The organism is Pontibacillus chungwhensis BH030062 (assembly GCF_000770675.1).
GTDB classification, from domain to species: Bacteria; Bacillota; Bacilli; order Bacillales; family BH030062; genus Pontibacillus; species Pontibacillus chungwhensis.
The window spans coordinates 1-15,384 of the sequence record NZ_AVBG01000016.1; the positions used below are offsets into that span (position 1 = coordinate 1).

The following is a 15,384-nucleotide window of genomic DNA, read 5'->3' on the forward strand; positions in this document are numbered from 1 at the left end:
AACCTCTTGATCCGTAGTCAAACGCTCTATCCAATTGAGCTACGGGCGCATGTTGTTTTTTTGAAGCGACAAGATTTATTGTATCATGTCTGTTTTATCGATGCAAGCACTTTTTTTAATTTTTCTTTGTGACTTCAATGGTGCGGTCGAGAGGATTTGAACCTCCACGGGGTGAACCCCCACTAGGCCCTCAACCTAGCGCGTCTGCCATTCCGCCACGACCGCTCAACAGATGTGAGCTTTTAACGCTTGTTAGCGAAGATCGCTTGCAATAATAATGGTGCGGGTGGAGGGACTTGAACCCCCACGTCGAGAGACACTAGATCCTAAGTCTAGCGCGTCTGCCAATTCCGCCACACCCGCAAGGTGTGTATAAATGGTGAGCCATGGAGGATTCGAACCTCCGACCCTCTGATTAAAAGTCAGATGCTCTACCAACTGAGCTAATGGCTCTTCGTATTAATGGCTGGCCCAGCTGGATTCGAACCAGCGCATGACGGTACCAAAAACCGTTGCCTTACCGCTTGGCTATGGGCCAAAAGTAGTGGCGGTCCGGACGGGACTCGAACCCGCGACCTCCTGCGTGACAGGCAGGCATTCTAACCAACTGAACTACCGGACCAATATAATAAATGGTGACCCGTACGGGATTCGAACCCGTGTTACCGCCGTGAAAGGGCGGTGTCTTAACCACTTGACCAACGGGCCAGGTAAGAAATGGCGGAGAAGGAGGGATTTGAACCCTCGCGCCGCTTACGCGACCTACACCCTTAGCAGGGGCGCCTCTTCAGCCACTTGAGTACTTCTCCACTGGCTCCAACGGCAGGATTCGAACCTGCGACCGATCGGTTAACAGCCGATAGCTCTACCACTGAGCTACGTTGGAATAAGAAATAATGAAGCATTTGTTTTCGGCTTGTTTTGTTTCGCCGACAATTAAATACTTTATCAGATGTTGTTGTTGTTTGCAAGGATTTTTTTAAAAGAAATTTAATTGAATGATTGCGTTTCTTTTTTTGTTTTCCTTTGCGACTTTTATATGTTACAACACATTGTGTTAAGTGTCAATAACATTCCCGAAAAAATCAAAATCATTTATTCGGTTAAGGCACCGTATCGATGACGGCTATAATAATTTAACACGTGGCTCGTCCAAGGTCAATACATTATTCTATCTTTTTTAATTTCCCTTTGCACTTTCCGCAACGATATTTCGAGGTGTTCACCCTCTTCATCCGTTTATAGGTGTGCCCACACTCCTCGCATTGGTAGATATGCTTCGGCTCTTTATACTGGGAAGGCAGTGCCTTACAAAAGCGCGGAGATTTCGTTCTCTTTAATAAAGATCTGAACTCCGGATCACGATGTTGGTACCCTTTCCCCTCTATATGGAGATGATAATGACATAACTCATGTTTGATTATCCCTTCAAATTCTTCTTCCCCTAACTCTAAAAGGTATTTAGGATTCAACTCAATTCTTCTGTAGGCTGGCAAGTAACGACCTCCCGTCGTACGTAAACGATTATTCATCATTACCTCATCCTGATACGGTTTACCAAACCATTCTCTTGAAATCTTATCGACCCAGCTCTGCAAGACTTTATTTTCCATTGTTTTCCCTCCTTTATCACATATAGGCGTTTATATGCATAACATAAAAGTAACGCTATTACCTTTCTCAATCACAACATGACTTTTTACATATTAATAGAAAGGTGGTGTCCTTTATGCCTGGTTGGTTACAGCGACAACTGATGAAAGCATACCAGGAAAAGAATTCTTATCAAATCAAGATGCTTAATCAATGTTGGTATTTCTATAGAAAAAAACACTGCTCGTAAGCAGTGCTTTCTTCTATTATTCAGCAGGTCCTAGCATCGATAAGGCAATCCGCTCTTTTTTCTTATCTACATCTTCGACCCATACGGTTACTACGTCTCCAACCGCCACAACATCTAATGGATGTTTAACAAAGCGTTTAGCAAGTTTAGATATATGAACTAAACCATCTTGCTTTACCCCAATGTCTACAAATACGCCAAAGTCTACGACATTACGCACTGTACCTTGTAACTCCATACCTTGTCTTAGGTCTTCCATCGAAAGAACGTCCTTCTTTAATAAAGGAGTTGGTAAGTCATCACGAGGGTCACGGCCAGGCTGAACAAGAGCTTCTAATATATCTTGGAGTGTTGGCACACCAATCCCTAATTGACTAGCAGCCTCTGTTACATTTAGGTTCTGAACCTGGTCATTTAGTTTATCCGTTCCAAGATCTTCTACAGAACACCCCATCGTCTTCAGTAATTCTTTCGTTGCTTTATAACTCTCAGGGTGAATAGGTGTTCGATCTAATGGTTCATCTCCGTCAGGTAACCTTAAGAAACCTATACTTTGTTCATACGTTTTAGCTCCAAGGCGAGGGATTTTCTTTAATTGATTTCGATTTGTAAACTTCCCTTGCTCTTCTCTTACCTTCACAATATTATTCGCAACTGTTTTGCTAAGGCCTGATACATATTGAAGCAGAGAAGGAGAGGCCGTATTGGCATTCACACCAACCTGGTTTACTGTGGTCTCCACAACGAACGTTAAAGACTGATTTAATTTCTTCTGAGTAACGTCGTGTTGGTACTGCCCGACACCTATAGACTTAGGATCAATCTTCACTAGTTCAGCCAATGGATCTTGCACACGGCGGGCAATAGATACAGCACTTCGCTCTTCTACTTGTAAATCAGGAAACTCTTCACGCGCTAACTTCGAAGCAGAGTACACACTTGCTCCCGCTTCATTTACAATCATGTAGGCAATATCTAATTGGTTGTCCTGGATCATATCAGCGATAAATTGTTCCGTTTCTCTAGAAGCTGTCCCATTCCCAATAGCAACTAGTTCAATTGGGTATTCCTTCATGAGTTGAAGAATAACTTGCTCCGCGCCTTTTTTATCATTTTTAGGAGGTGTCGGATAGACTACCTTGATGGCTTGTACTTTTCCGGTTTCATCTACAACTGATAGTTTACAACCTGTTCGATAAGCCGGATCGACTCCAAGCACAGCACGTCCCTTTAATGGAGGCTGTAGCAATAAGTTCTTTAAGTTCTTCGAGAATACATCAATCGCCTGTTCTTCTGCTCTTTCAGAAAGAGAGGTGCGTACTTCTCTTTCTACAGAAGGTTGAATTAATCTTTTATAGGAGTCTTCAATTGCTTCCTTCCATAATTGGTTGGTCTCACCCGCTTGCTTTGGAACGAGCTTCTTGTTTAAGTAATCCAAAACTAATTCCACAGGTGGAGCGATCCCCACTTTAAGTATTCCCTCTTTCTCACCACGGTTAAGCGCAAGAACCCGGTGGGATGCAATGGATCGGACGGGTTCTGAATAATCATAGTACATTTCAAAGATACTCTTCTCATCTAACTCTTTATTCTTATCCGCTGATTCAATAGCACCTTTTTCAAATGTCTTGGTTCTGATGTAGTCCCTGTAAGAAGGTTCATCCGAGATCCATTCGGCAATGATATCATTCACTCCTGCAAGCACATCATCAATTGTATGTAATTCATGTTCCTCTGAGAGATATTGTTCTGCTTCATGTGATAAACGAAGCGTCTCATGGTTCCAAATGGCATGCGCTAAAGGCTCTAACCCTTTTTCTTTCGCAACAGTCGCTTTAGTTCGACGCTTTTGCTTATATGGTCTATAAAGGTCTTCTACCTTCTGTAACTGTTGAGCTTGAAGGATTTCTGAACGTAGCTCTTCTGTCAGTTTCCCTTGCTCTTCAATTAAACGAACAACCTCTTCTTTCCTTTTCGAAAGATTCTGTCCATATTCCCACTTTTCTTGAATGGTATTGATTTGTACTTCATCTAGTCCGTTCGTTTGCTCTTTTCGATACCTGGCAATGAAAGGGACCGTGTTTCCTTCGTTGAGAAGCGAGATGACTTCCTGAATTAAAGAAGATTTTATTGAAGTTTCTTGTGCCACCCACTGTATAATTTGAGCTTCATCGTTCATATGAGTTCCTCCTATTCCTTTTGACCCTATTCATCTATTTTACCAAACTCCATCGCTATTTCCTATTTCACCCCGAAAGAGCTTTCTAGGCACAAAAAAACCTTGCCCTCTTACAGTCTGTAAGGACAAGGTTTTTAACCATATTTCATCGCAATAAAAGTTGTATCATCATCGTATTTTACTGGTTGTTGTTGTTTGAATGATTCCATAATTAGTTCTAGGTTCTTGGATACGAATGTATTCGAGGATAAAGTCCGTTCATTTACTCCATCAGAAAACATAAAGAAAAGCATACCCTCATGTAACGAGTCTCGCTTAACGTTATAAGGCCTTGGATAGCCTGACAAATACCCTGCTACAGGTATATTACGTTGCTTCTTCCCATGTGCAGGGACAACGACAACACCTATATTTCCAATTGAGGTAAAGGAATAAGTTCCTTCAGAGAAATCCATTCTTAGTATACCTAGCACAGCACCACGTTTATCTCTTAAAGTATCATTAGCCTTGTTGATGATGGTATCAATAGACCCATCCACATTTTCTTCGATGACTTCCATAACAGCTTTAGATGATTCGCGAGCATACTCACCGCTACCGAGTCCATCTGCTAATGCACAAATGAACCCATCCTCTGTTTGCTGATAGAAGTAACTATCACCGCAGTAATAATTCCCTTTTTTAGGCTGCTGGAATACTTTCAGATCAACTTTCGGTTTATTCGTCAATAGTAAGACTCCGACTCATCTGTCTGCAAGGCTTCTTTCAACTTACGAAGAGCGCGTCGCTGCAGTCTGGATACGTGCATTTGCGAAATCCCTAACTGCTCTCCAGTGTCTTTTTGACTCATGTTATCAAAGTAGGTACACCTTAGAATTTCTTGTTCTCTTTCCGTCAATATTGGAAGTACTTTTTCAAGTAGCATTTGTTGGTCAATCTGGTCAAAGCCTTTTTCGGAGTTCCCAATTAAGTCTAAAATTGTAACCGTACTACCATCTGAATCTGCTTCGATTTTTCGATCCACAGATAGCGCCTTATAGCTTTTACCCATCTCCATTGTTTCTAGTACTTCCTCTTCTGAAACGCCAATGTAATCAGCAATTTCATTCACAGAGGGAGAACGTTGGAGATCTGTTGTAAGTTCTTCTGCGGCTTTTTTAATTTTAGGACCAAGTTCTTTAATACGGCGCGGGACGTGCACACTCCACGTTTTGTCTCTGATGAATCGCTTGATTTCGCCAATAATAGTTGGAATGGCGAATGATTCGAATGATTTCCCAAACGAAGGATCATACCTGCGGATGGCAGCTAGCAGTCCTAGCATTCCGACTTGAACTAGATCTTCGTGAATGGAACTGTTTTTAGAGTACTTTTTCGCGATGGATTGAACGAGATCCTCATATTGAAGTACAATCTTTTCTTGTACAACTTCATCTTCAGGGGTTTCCTGTAAGTGTTTGATCCATTCGTAAACCTCACCATCACGTCTATTGTGTGGTTGAGATTTGGTCGTCATTAAACCCCACCTCATTTTCATGAAGATATTTCGTCATTAGAACGATAACCCCATATTTATTGTTAATTTCAACTTTATCCATAAGTGCATCGATTAAGAAGAGTCCAAAGCCGCCTTCTCTCAATTCTTCAATTGAATCTTCTTCTTGGTAAGGGCCTGTATCTTCTTTAACCTTCTTCAGATCAAAGCTACCACCATGATCAGCTACCATAACTTCTAATCGGTCCTCATACACTCCAAAACCAAGTGTAATTTCACCTTCGCCCGTTTCGTTATAAGCATGCTTCACAGCGTTTGTAATCGCCTCAGAAATTCCTACTTTAAGATCTTCAATATCGTCATAAGCAAATCCCATACGATTGGCGATGCCTGAAATACTTAGTCTCACGACACCAACATATTCTGCTTTGGCAGGTATCTTGATTTCAATAAAGTCAAATGTCTCTGTCATTACATTCCACCTCGTACCGTAGAATCTGTTTCAATATCAATAATCTCTGTTAATCCTGTAATTTCAAATAGACGGTATACGCGGTCATTCATTTTCACCAACGTCAACTGGCTATCATACTCTTTTGTGGATTTTAGAGCACTGATGAATACTCCCAGTCCCGTACTATCCATGTAGGAAACCCCTTCAAGGTCAACCTTCACGACAGCCTGGTCTTCTTGTGTTAAAGGAAGCAATGTTTCTTTTAATTTTGGTGCTGTATATGCATCAATTTCACCGCTTAAAGTTACGGTTTTTAATTTTTCATTATCATCTACATTAATATTAAGATTCATATTTCCTAAGCCTCCGTTTCTTTTTTCTATATCACGCTATAAAAATTTACCCGTTCTTATTTTGGACTAAACATCACGTCTTATGATTACCATTGTAAAGTCGTCCCTTAACTGGAAATCCTGCAGTCTTTCAAAATGTTGATAGACCTGCTCCGTGATCTCTTGAGCGGGTAAGTGCTTGTACTGATGAATAACATCTGAAATCTCTTCCCTTTCAATGAAACGTTCACCAGCCCGACACTCCGTCACGCCATCAGTTAACAGAACAATCATATCCCCTTGTTCAACAAGTGTTTCGTATTGCTTGTAAGTTGCACTACGATCCACCCCTAATACAAGACCCTTTGCTTCAATCTCCGAGAATTCATCGTTCTTAGCTGAATAGTAAAACCCGGGTTCATGGCCAGCAGATGAATAATAAAAATGATTAGAGGCTTGATCATATAAGCCATAAAACATTGTTATAAACATGCTCGGATCCACATTTCGTTCCACAACTCGGTTCATACCTTCTAATATGGAGCTTGGGTACATCTGTTCATCAGGAAAACTATCCATTGAGTACTTAATCATGGACATGCATAATGCTGCTGGAATCCCTTTCCCGATTACATCCGCTACAGCAATTCCCACTGATCCTTTTTGGTCCTGAACGAAGTGATAATAATCTCCGCTCATTTGTTTCGCAGGGTGACTTGTTACACCTATATCCAACCCCTCTACGTTTGGCTTGGTAGTAGATAACAGAGTATCTTGCATATTGGCAGCTACTGAAATCTCAGATTGCAGTTCAAACTGCTTCTCCCGTAATGCTTGATATTCTTGATAAGCCAGCCCATAAGAAATCATCGTTTCTAAAAGGAAATTCATTGAGTTCATAATGTTTTCAGGGATATCAGGGTATAGCTCCGACAAGGCTTGTACGTGCACATCTACAATTTCATCAGGTGATATATTCTGCTGGATTGAGTGCTTACTAAATTGTTCAGCACGATAAAGAGCTTGCTCATTTTGAGTCTCAATATATTGCTTCAGCAAGTCCTTATAGCTACTAAGATCCATTTTTAAGGTACTCATATCGACTTCCTCCTTTAGCGGAGCCATTTCACAACTCTCACTTCAGTCCCTTCCCCCTGCCTTGATATTACATCAAAATCATCCATTAAACGTTTGACGCCTGGCAATCCTGCACCAAGTCCGCCGGAAGTAGAGAAACCATCTTCCATAACCTGACTGACATCGCGAATCCCAGGGCCTTCATCCATGGCTACGATTCGTAAACCACGTTCATTAATATCTTCAATTGCTTCAAAGCAAACCTTACCTGTTCCAGCATATAAATAAATGTTACGGGCAAGCTCCGAGATAGCGGTTGCTATACGAGCCTGATCCACTGTACCAAAGCCAATCTTCTTGGCGATATCGCGCCCAAGCTGCCGGGCACCTACAATGTCCCATTCCTTTTTAATGTTCACACAGGATTGAAAGTCCATTCACTCACTCCTCCAATTCCTGTCGAAGTTTGATCAACCCTTGTTCAAGATCTAAAGCAGTCGGGACGTCTTGTAAGTGAATCCCTAAATCAATTAGAGTCATTGCGACTGCAGGCTGTATACCTGTCAGAACAACTTTAGCGCCCATTAAATCAGACATTGATACCACATCGCCCAATACCTTTGCAATGAACGAGTCAATAATGTCTACAGACGTAAGGTCAATGACGACTCCAGTTGAACCACTCTCATGAATCTTACTAAGAAGATCCTCTTGAAACTGTATAGCCGTTTGATCATCTAAATCGATCTGGATAGAAATTAGTAAATAATTGTGAAGTTTTAAGATGGGTATCCTCATGTTCATCACTCCCTATCCAAAGAGTCTACTAACTCTTCTATTTCATTATTCTTACTTTGGATATCTTCAATTCGTCTATTCGTTAGCTCTAATGCTGATTCAAACCCTTTTTTCAGAGAGCTCTTTGTCGGGAATTTGCTCAGGTCGATTCCCAAATTCACGATCGTTTGAGCAATCTCAGGACGAATGCCTACTAATATACATGTAGATCCAATTAAACGCACAGCTTCAGCCGCTTGTATTATATGGTGCGCAACCATTGTATCCACAACAGGAACACCTGTAATATCAATCAAAACGACGTCCGCATGGTGTTTAATGACACCGTCTAATAAGTTTTCCATAATTAACTTAGCTCGTTCTGTATCGATCGTCCCGATTAGAGGCATGACTGTGATATTTTCCATAACGGGGATTAGCGGAGCTGATAATTCTTGAAGAGCAACTTTTTGTAGGGAGACGATGTTTTCCCAACTACCAGAGTATTCGTTAACGAGTTGGTTAATAACGGGGTCGACCCACTCATCCACTTTGCCCAATACCTCAGAAAAGTACTGTGTATCAACTTTAGTGGATTGTCCCAAAATATAGTTAATGGTTACACGCCTAAAGGCTTGCATTCCATCAGTTAAATAACTTAACGGCCATCCCAGATTAATTAACCGCTCTGCAAATCCTTCAATATCGTTCGTTGCACCTTGTTTCTCAAGGCTTGTAAAGATAACGTTTACAAACTCTCGATTTGTACTCTCAAATAATTCATCTGAGATCGACGATGTGTAGTCGTGTTTACGGTGCTTTTCTACCTCGCCAAGCCACATTTTAACAATATCATTACTATTGTTAAGTACTATTTCTTTCAAATTCGCTTCCATCTCGGGACCCCCTATGATTCCTGTTCCATTTAAGTCAGAATTACATCCATTGTCACACTTTTGTATAAGCTATGCAAACAACTCTACTTGGTCGTTCATCATTATTTTCAAAAAGCGTTTATCCATTTTACTGTAACACCAACGGTTGAATACGGCTACTCTGAACACTCTCTCTTATTTAAGAATTTTTACAGATAATAAAATAAGCTACTCGGAAATCGAGTAGCTTATTTTAAAAGTCAATGAGCCCTAAACTAATTTGTAATGCTTCATCAACCCTGCTCATCATAGCTTCATCTAGATGGGTTATTTTGTCTGTAAGTCTTTGCTTATCAATTGTTCGAATCTGCTCTAACAATATGACTGAATCCCGCTCAAATCCATATCGTTCAGCATCAATTTCTACGTGTGTGGGTAATTTTGCTTTTTGTATTTGCGCAGTAATAGCCGCCACAATAACAGTGGGGCTGAAGCGATTACCAATATCATTTTGAAGAATGAGGACTGGGCGGACGCCTCCCTGTTCTGAGCCAACGACCGGGGAAAGGTCAGCAAAGTAAACGTCGCCTCTTTTTACGATCAAATCTTTACACCCCGCTCACTAAGCGTTCGCAGGTAGTTTCTGCCTCCTCTTCAGCTTGAAAAGCTTCTGAAGCAATGTTTAGATTGATCTTTGCCATTTCCATGTAGCCCTGACGCATCGACTCACGAATATGACGTTTTTTACGCTCCCGCAAATACATTTTCGTTGCCTGGTAAATAAAATCGCTCCGATCACCATTTTCGAGTTGTACCATACCATCTAGCTCTTTTAATAAATGCTGTGGTAATTTCACTACAATTTCTTGTGAACTATCGGACACTAAAATGCACCTCCACCATCAACTAAGCACCTTAATCGGTTCATTTCTTTCTCAATCATACCACCAGACTGTAAGCATTGCAAAGGCTCATTGACGATTTTTACCTAATTTACGCTTTTTTCTGTCAAATTTCACACATCTGCGTCGACTTTACACAGATCCATACCTTTGTTCATTTGAAAACGTTATCCCATTATAAACATCTATAACTTCTCCACCATTTAGGAAAACTCTTGGAACACGCTCACTAATCATACACGGAATTTCGTAATTAATTGTTTCTAGATAGTCGGCTATTTCATCAACCTCAATTTCTTCTTTCTCTTGCTTTCCGATTAGCGTCACCTGAGTTCCCACCGGATAAGCTTGATCCAGCTTCACCATGCATTGATCCATACAAATACGCCCTATAATAGGCATACGCTTCCCATTTATAAGCACTTCTATACCCTGGAGCTTTCGAATCCATCCGTCAGCATACCCAATAGGAATTGTTCCAATCCATTCCTCCTCAGATGTTGTATAGGTCGCCCCGTAACTAATTGACTCGCCTGGAGGCACTTTCTTGGTGTGCACCAACTTGCTATGAAGAGAAAAAGATGAGGACAGCTCAATTGGCTTTATTGCTTTAACTTCTTTGGAGGGGTATAACCCATACATACTTATGCCAAATCGGACGATGTGATTCATCTTTTCTGGGAATCGCATACTTAACGCACTATTACCGGTATGAACTTCAACAGGATCCTCCCACAGAGATGTAAATGTCCTCATTAAGTCATCGAAACGGCGCTGTTGCTCCTCTACATACTCGGTTTCTTCCTCGTCTGCGGTTGCAAAATGAGTAAATACACCTTTTAATAAGAGGCCCTCCCCCTTACATTCCTTCAGAACTTCCTCCAACTCTTCAGGTTCCCGAATGCCAATACGGCCCATTCCAGTATCGAGCTTAATATGAAAAGATAAGACTTGATCCAGGTTCATAGTTTTTATTTCACGTAACCAGTCTGCCTGGAAGACTGTAAGCGTTATGTCATAGTCAGCCGCGACAGAAACATCTTCAGGCCTGGTCCATCCCATTACCAGGATAGGTGCTGAGATGCCAGTCTCTCTTAAACGAATCGCTTCATCTAATAAAGCAACTGCTAAACCACTAGCGCCCCCTTCTAAAGCCGCCTTGGCTACTTGCACGTCTCCATGCCCATATGCATTTGCCTTTACGACAGCATATACCTCAGTTTTTTTCGGCAATTGTTTTTTTAAATTCTGGATATTTCCTTGAATTGCATCAAGCTGAATCTCTATCCAGGTATCTCTATAATACTGCGCCACAAAGAAAGCCCCTCTCGCCATTGTTTAATCTTTATTATTGAATGTTCATTTATCCGTGTCAAATTGGGAGGGACTCAGGGGGCAAATCCTCCTTACAAACCAAAAGCAGACTCATATAATGGAGCATCTGAGTCTGCTGCTGGATATAGGGACATTATTTCACTACTTTTCCTTGAACAGATTGGGCAACCTGGATCATTTCTTCTTTCGTCAGATCTTCACTAGCAAGGTAGAAATTCATCCCTTCGTGACTCCACTCTAAAGTTGTTCCAGAAAGAGCCCCCATGGTGAAGCCTAAGTCTACAATTTCGCCGGAAACTTCGACAGGGACAGTGGCACTAGCTGGATAGGATGTCCATGATTCTTGGATCAGCGTATAAGATTTATCTCCTTTAAAGCTCAGGATCACTCGTTTGCCATTTTCCATATCAATTTCTTTTTGCTCATCAAGCTCCGCATTCCCAACACTTGCTTCTGGGTATAGAACCGTAAATGGTGTTGGCTCGTTCTCTACTCCATCAGCCATTACTGGAATTCCAAGAGCTCCGCTTGTCATATTCTTCTCTGTCGTAAAAGCATCATCACTGAATTTTGGATTCAATTCAAAAGAAGAGAATTCGACTTCTACAAGTGGCTTGCGATCTTTGTCTAGCACTTTCACCATCACAGGCGTTAAACTCTTTTTATCAAAATAGATTTCTTGGTAAGGTAGATTCTTGCTATTTTGATAGTTTGTCTTCGTTTCAAATACGTAATACGTTTCTGTTGTCTCAAAGCTCGCATCCTGATCCTTCACTACGTCAGCTACGAGCGAGTTATACAAGTAAGGCTGGCTGCTATTGTTCGGCCAATCACTTTGAAACTTAAAGCTCTTATTCAGTGCAGGCGTTAACACATACACGCCGTCTTCGTTTTTCAAAATGATTTGACTGTTTTTCTCATCTTGTTCGTTATTTAACAGTACACGGTAATAGTCCTTTTTCTTGTGCCAAACGTCAATTTTATACTTTTGTTCTTCTTCACCTGTCTTCAATGTCATCGTCGCTTCTGTTTTATAGCCACTCATTTCTTCTAGCTTCTTCTGCAAGGACTGGACAACGTCTTCTTTTGACTTCTCCCCACAAGCCGATAGCACGAGCATAAGCGAGGCGACGATCCAGAGCCAATATCTTTTCTTCATAATTACAACTCCTTTGTCTCATTTGAATGGACAAAGGGAACGCACTCACCTTACTCAGAAAGATGTGTACGATACGTTTTCGAAAGACCGTCAATAAGATCAGTAGCTAACAGGTCATACGTTGAATGGGTGTCTTCTGTTAATAGGTCAGCCGTGGATCCATGCAGCCACACTCCGTTATTCAGCGCCTCTTCTATCGATTGCGGTTGCATCGTCATGGCGAGCAGCATGCCAGCAAGAACATCACCGCTTCCGCCTTTTGCTAAACCAACGTTTCCTGTTGTATGCACCCACTGATTTCCTTTTGGAGTGGTAACAAGGGTGAAAGCCCCCTTCAATACAACGTAAACGCCGTAACGAGATGCAAACTGCCTGGAATACTGAAAAGGCTTCTCTAGTAATTCAGGAACCTCGACACCTAGCAAGTGAGCCATCTCCCCTGGATGAGGAGTTAGAATAGTAGGGGAGGAACGGGATGTTACATGAGGTAGATAGGCTTTTAAGGCATACAATCCATCTGCATCAATGAGAACAGGTGATTCTGCCTGTTTCAGCACTTCTCTTAAAAGCTCTTCCCCTTCTGGATGCCGTCCCATCCCCATTCCAATAGCCACTCCGTCGTAAGAAAACTCGATTCCATCTACAGAGTTGATTTTCCCAGCTTGTTCTTCCAGTGCAATAAATGTAGCTTCCGTTACAGACGATGCAAGGATAGAAATAACATCTTTTACAGTCGCTACTGTCAGAAGCCCCGCTCCCGCTCGAAGTGCTGCCCTTGAAGTCATGGTGACAGACCCAGGCATTTGGAGAGCCCCACCGATTACGAGGCCTTTTCCATGCGATCCCTTATGAGAGAAAGGCTCCCTTTCTGGTAAACTAGCTACTACATCCTCTTTTGTCCATACACCACACGATTCGGGCTTGCCTAGAAGGTGATCAGGAAGACCTATATCAACAGCTTTCCATTCTCCATAAAAAGGAGCCGTATGTTGTAAAAAGGCTGAGACTTTTGGATACTGAATTACTATCGTAAAATTCGATTGAATCGCTTCTTCAAATGATATTCCTTCATCAGCAGGAATTCCGCTTGGGAGGTCAACTGAAATCACTTTCGCGTCCAGCTGATTCACATACGGCACAATCTCGTCATACGGGGAACGTAGTGGTCCCTTCACACCGATTCCAAGCAAGGCATCGATGATGACGTTCTTCCCGGAACTAAAGGTTATCAATGAATTCAAATCTTCAAACGTATGATAGCCATACCCAAAAGCTTCATAGATCTTCCGATGGGTTAACGCATCTCCCTGAATGTCTTCATCATTCGGAATCTGCAAAACCTCTACGCTGTACCCTCTTTGTAGCAATGTACGAGCAATAACGAATCCATCTCCTCCGTTATTGCCTTTTCCAACAAGGATGAGGATCTGGTCTTTTAAGGACACATGCTTTTCAATTTCTGTAGCTACAGCTCGGCCAGCATTCTCCATTAACATATGACCTTGAAGCCCCATTTCTTCCATAGCGTAACGGTCCGTATCGTACATTTCTTTTGCGGTGACAATGTGCAAATCGTTCCCTCCTACCCGCACTAAAATCATATGAGACAAAGTATGCGATTATGCAGACTAGCCTGACAAGCTTTTTTATTCTTCAATGACAACCTGAGCAATGGCATGGCTTTTGCTGTGTGCAATGGATAGCCAAATCTTGAAGGGAAAGTTCTTTACATCTATCACAGGAGCACCTTGATCCGTACGTGAAACCGTGATATCTAAAAAGGAGTACTCCTTCCCAATTCCTGTCCCCATCGCTTTAGCAAAAGCTTCTTTAGCTGCAAATCGTCCTGCTACAAATTCGGCTTGCCTTTTTGATGCGGTTATATTTTTTAGCAAAGCTTGTTCATTTTCTGTTAATATTCGTTGTAGAAAGCGTTGATTAGACTCAAGACTTTGTTCTATACGTTCAATCTCTACTAAATCAACACCAATTCCTTTAATCATCCATACCACCACTTTCCTATATGTATTCATAATAACCTTTTCTGGTTTGATCATGCAGTTTGTAACATGAATGTACTGGTTTCATTGTATAATGATATAAGCTGATATCAACTTATTTTAAAGTAAGGAGAACTGATTATGTTTTTTCGGACAGAATCCTTTCAAGATTTTATTCGCTCCTATCCAATCGTAGCTACCTTAATCGGTATTCACATCTTCCTGTGGCTGACTGGAGATCTTCTGCAAATCTCCTATTTCGTTCAATTAGAACGCTTAGGAAATGGAAACAACCTTGCAACAGCCGACGGTGAGTACTGGAGACTTATTACACCGATCTTCTTTCACGCAGGGCTAGCGCACATGATATTTAATTCATTCTCACTCGTCTTATTTGGCCCTGCCCTTGAGCAGATGCTTGGAAAAGGGAAGTTCTTGCTAGCATATCTTGGTGCTGGCTTTGCCGGAAATCTCGGTACCTTTTTACTTGGACCAGACTTCTACCTGCATGTCGGAGCATCTGGAGCAATATTTGGACTTTTCGGCGTCTACCTTTATATGATTTATGCTAAAAAGCACCTTATTGATCAAGCCAATGCCCAAATAGTCTTAACGATTACCGTGATCGGACTTGTGATGACATTCATCCGCCCAAATATCAACATTTACGGACACCTATTCGGGTTAATTGGAGGGTTAGCACTTGGACCGATTGTAACTTCTGGGGCACAAGCGTTTACGATGAATTTTTCTCGCTCCAGACGAAGAGGAACCGACTCTGATATCGGATTTGATCCAAATAGATGGAATAAGCGGCGCATACCTTGGCGAAGATTTTTACCGAAGTTGTTGTGGGGATTGCTTGTGATCCTCATTATCGCAGGCTTACTTGGCCGTTTTATTTAAAAATAGTACACAAAAAGGCTCAGAGCTTATATTGACCAAGGCTCTGAGCT

At 41.6% G+C, this 15,384-nt stretch carries 18 protein-coding genes and 8 tRNA genes; 2 read left to right on the plus strand and 24 right to left on the minus strand.

Going from position 1 to position 15,384, the window contains the following annotated elements:
• Positions 1-138: 138 nt before the first annotated feature.
• From N780_RS16325 to N780_RS16365, 9 genes are all read right to left on the minus strand, one after another.
• A tRNA-Leu gene (locus tag N780_RS16325) sits at positions 139-225 on the minus strand.
• A 53-nt stretch (positions 226-278) separates the two neighbouring features.
• Positions 279-363: transfer RNA gene (locus N780_RS16330), tRNA-Leu, on the minus strand.
• 14 nt (positions 364-377) lie between these two features.
• Positions 378-453, minus strand: a tRNA-Lys gene (locus N780_RS16335).
• 10 nt (positions 454-463) lie between these two features.
• Positions 464-538, minus strand: a tRNA-Gln gene (locus N780_RS16340).
• 7 nt (positions 539-545) lie between these two features.
• Positions 546-622 (minus strand) — tRNA-Asp (locus N780_RS16345).
• A gap of 11 nt (positions 623-633) precedes the next feature.
• A tRNA-Glu gene (locus N780_RS16350) sits at positions 634-708 on the minus strand.
• A 10-nt stretch (positions 709-718) separates the two neighbouring features.
• Positions 719-809 (minus strand) — tRNA-Ser (locus N780_RS16355).
• A gap of 2 nt (positions 810-811) precedes the next feature.
• Positions 812-886: transfer RNA gene (locus N780_RS16360), tRNA-Asn, on the minus strand.
• A 280-nt stretch (positions 887-1,166) separates the two neighbouring features.
• Positions 1,167-1,613: a SprT family protein gene (locus N780_RS16365; RefSeq protein WP_036786601.1), complete on the minus strand. Its 447-nt coding sequence runs from the start codon at positions 1,611-1,613 to the stop codon at positions 1,167-1,169.
• A 116-nt stretch (positions 1,614-1,729) separates the two neighbouring features.
• On the opposite strand from N780_RS16365, the gene cmpA reads away from it, so the two are divergent.
• Entirely contained in the window at positions 1,730-1,843 is a 114-nt protein-coding gene (cmpA, locus tag N780_RS19975) for a cortex morphogenetic protein CmpA (RefSeq protein ID WP_156969217.1), read from the plus strand.
• A gap of 16 nt (positions 1,844-1,859) precedes the next feature.
• Here cmpA and N780_RS16370 read toward each other — a convergent pair whose 3' ends face one another.
• From N780_RS16370 to acpS, 15 genes are all read right to left on the minus strand, one after another.
• On the minus strand, positions 1,860-4,022 hold the full coding sequence (locus tag N780_RS16370) for a Tex family protein (RefSeq protein WP_036786603.1): 2,163 nt from the start codon (positions 4,020-4,022) through the stop codon (positions 1,860-1,862).
• A 134-nt stretch (positions 4,023-4,156) separates the two neighbouring features.
• Positions 4,157-4,750, minus strand: coding sequence for a SpoIIE family protein phosphatase (locus N780_RS16375; protein ID WP_036786605.1), 594 nt, complete (start codon positions 4,748-4,750; stop codon positions 4,157-4,159).
• Positions 4,747-5,538: an RNA polymerase sigma factor SigB gene (gene sigB, locus N780_RS16380; RefSeq protein WP_036786607.1), complete on the minus strand. Its 792-nt coding sequence runs from the start codon at positions 5,536-5,538 to the stop codon at positions 4,747-4,749. Before sigB ends, N780_RS16375 begins: the two co-directional genes overlap by 4 nt.
• Positions 5,510-5,989, minus strand: a complete 480-nt coding sequence (rsbW, locus tag N780_RS16385) for an anti-sigma B factor RsbW (RefSeq protein WP_036786609.1) — start codon at positions 5,987-5,989, stop codon at positions 5,510-5,512. The genes sigB and rsbW overlap by 29 nt, the downstream gene beginning before the upstream one ends.
• Positions 5,989-6,324, minus strand: coding sequence for an STAS domain-containing protein (locus N780_RS16390; protein WP_036786611.1), 336 nt, complete (start codon positions 6,322-6,324; stop codon positions 5,989-5,991). The genes rsbW and N780_RS16390 overlap by 1 nt, the downstream gene beginning before the upstream one ends.
• A 66-nt stretch (positions 6,325-6,390) precedes the next feature.
• Positions 6,391-7,401, minus strand: coding sequence for a PP2C family protein-serine/threonine phosphatase (locus N780_RS16395; protein ID WP_036786613.1), 1,011 nt, complete (start codon positions 7,399-7,401; stop codon positions 6,391-6,393).
• A 14-nt stretch (positions 7,402-7,415) separates the two neighbouring features.
• Positions 7,416-7,817 (minus strand): anti-sigma regulatory factor, encoded by a 402-nt coding sequence (locus N780_RS16400; RefSeq protein WP_036786615.1) that lies wholly within the window; start codon positions 7,815-7,817, stop codon positions 7,416-7,418.
• Positions 7,818-7,821: 4 nt separating this feature from the next.
• Complete coding sequence (locus N780_RS16405) at positions 7,822-8,178, minus strand: STAS domain-containing protein (protein ID WP_036786617.1); 357 nt, start codon at positions 8,176-8,178, stop codon at positions 7,822-7,824.
• A 5-nt stretch (positions 8,179-8,183) separates the two neighbouring features.
• Positions 8,184-9,053: an RsbT co-antagonist protein RsbRA gene (gene rsbRA / locus N780_RS16410; protein ID WP_036786619.1), complete on the minus strand. Its 870-nt coding sequence runs from the start codon at positions 9,051-9,053 to the stop codon at positions 8,184-8,186.
• A 232-nt stretch (positions 9,054-9,285) separates the two neighbouring features.
• Positions 9,286-9,636: a type II toxin-antitoxin system endoribonuclease NdoA gene (ndoA, locus tag N780_RS16415; protein ID WP_036786621.1), complete on the minus strand. Its 351-nt coding sequence runs from the start codon at positions 9,634-9,636 to the stop codon at positions 9,286-9,288.
• Between the two features lie 4 nt (positions 9,637-9,640).
• The gene (locus tag N780_RS16420; protein WP_255688859.1) at positions 9,641-9,850 is read right to left on the minus strand and encodes an antitoxin; all 210 of its coding nucleotides are present in this window, start codon (positions 9,848-9,850) and stop codon (positions 9,641-9,643) included.
• Positions 9,851-10,066: 216 nt separating this feature from the next.
• The gene (gene alr, locus N780_RS16425; protein ID WP_156969218.1) at positions 10,067-11,248 is read right to left on the minus strand and encodes an alanine racemase; all 1,182 of its coding nucleotides are present in this window, start codon (positions 11,246-11,248) and stop codon (positions 10,067-10,069) included.
• A gap of 154 nt (positions 11,249-11,402) precedes the next feature.
• The gene (locus N780_RS16430; protein WP_036786627.1) at positions 11,403-12,428 is read right to left on the minus strand and encodes a LolA family protein; all 1,026 of its coding nucleotides are present in this window, start codon (positions 12,426-12,428) and stop codon (positions 11,403-11,405) included.
• A 50-nt stretch (positions 12,429-12,478) separates the two neighbouring features.
• Positions 12,479-13,999 (minus strand): NAD(P)H-hydrate dehydratase, encoded by a 1,521-nt coding sequence (locus N780_RS16435; protein ID WP_036786629.1) that lies wholly within the window; start codon positions 13,997-13,999, stop codon positions 12,479-12,481.
• A gap of 75 nt (positions 14,000-14,074) precedes the next feature.
• Positions 14,075-14,431 carry a holo-ACP synthase gene (acpS, locus tag N780_RS16440; RefSeq protein ID WP_036786631.1) on the minus strand — a complete coding sequence of 119 codons (357 nt, stop codon included), beginning with the start codon at positions 14,429-14,431 and terminating at the stop codon, positions 14,075-14,077.
• A gap of 138 nt (positions 14,432-14,569) precedes the next feature.
• On the opposite strand from acpS, the gene N780_RS16445 reads away from it, so the two are divergent.
• Positions 14,570-15,334 carry a rhomboid family intramembrane serine protease gene (locus tag N780_RS16445; RefSeq protein WP_036786633.1) on the plus strand — a complete coding sequence of 255 codons (765 nt, stop codon included), beginning with the start codon at positions 14,570-14,572 and terminating at the stop codon, positions 15,332-15,334.
• Positions 15,335-15,384 lie beyond the last annotated feature (50 nt).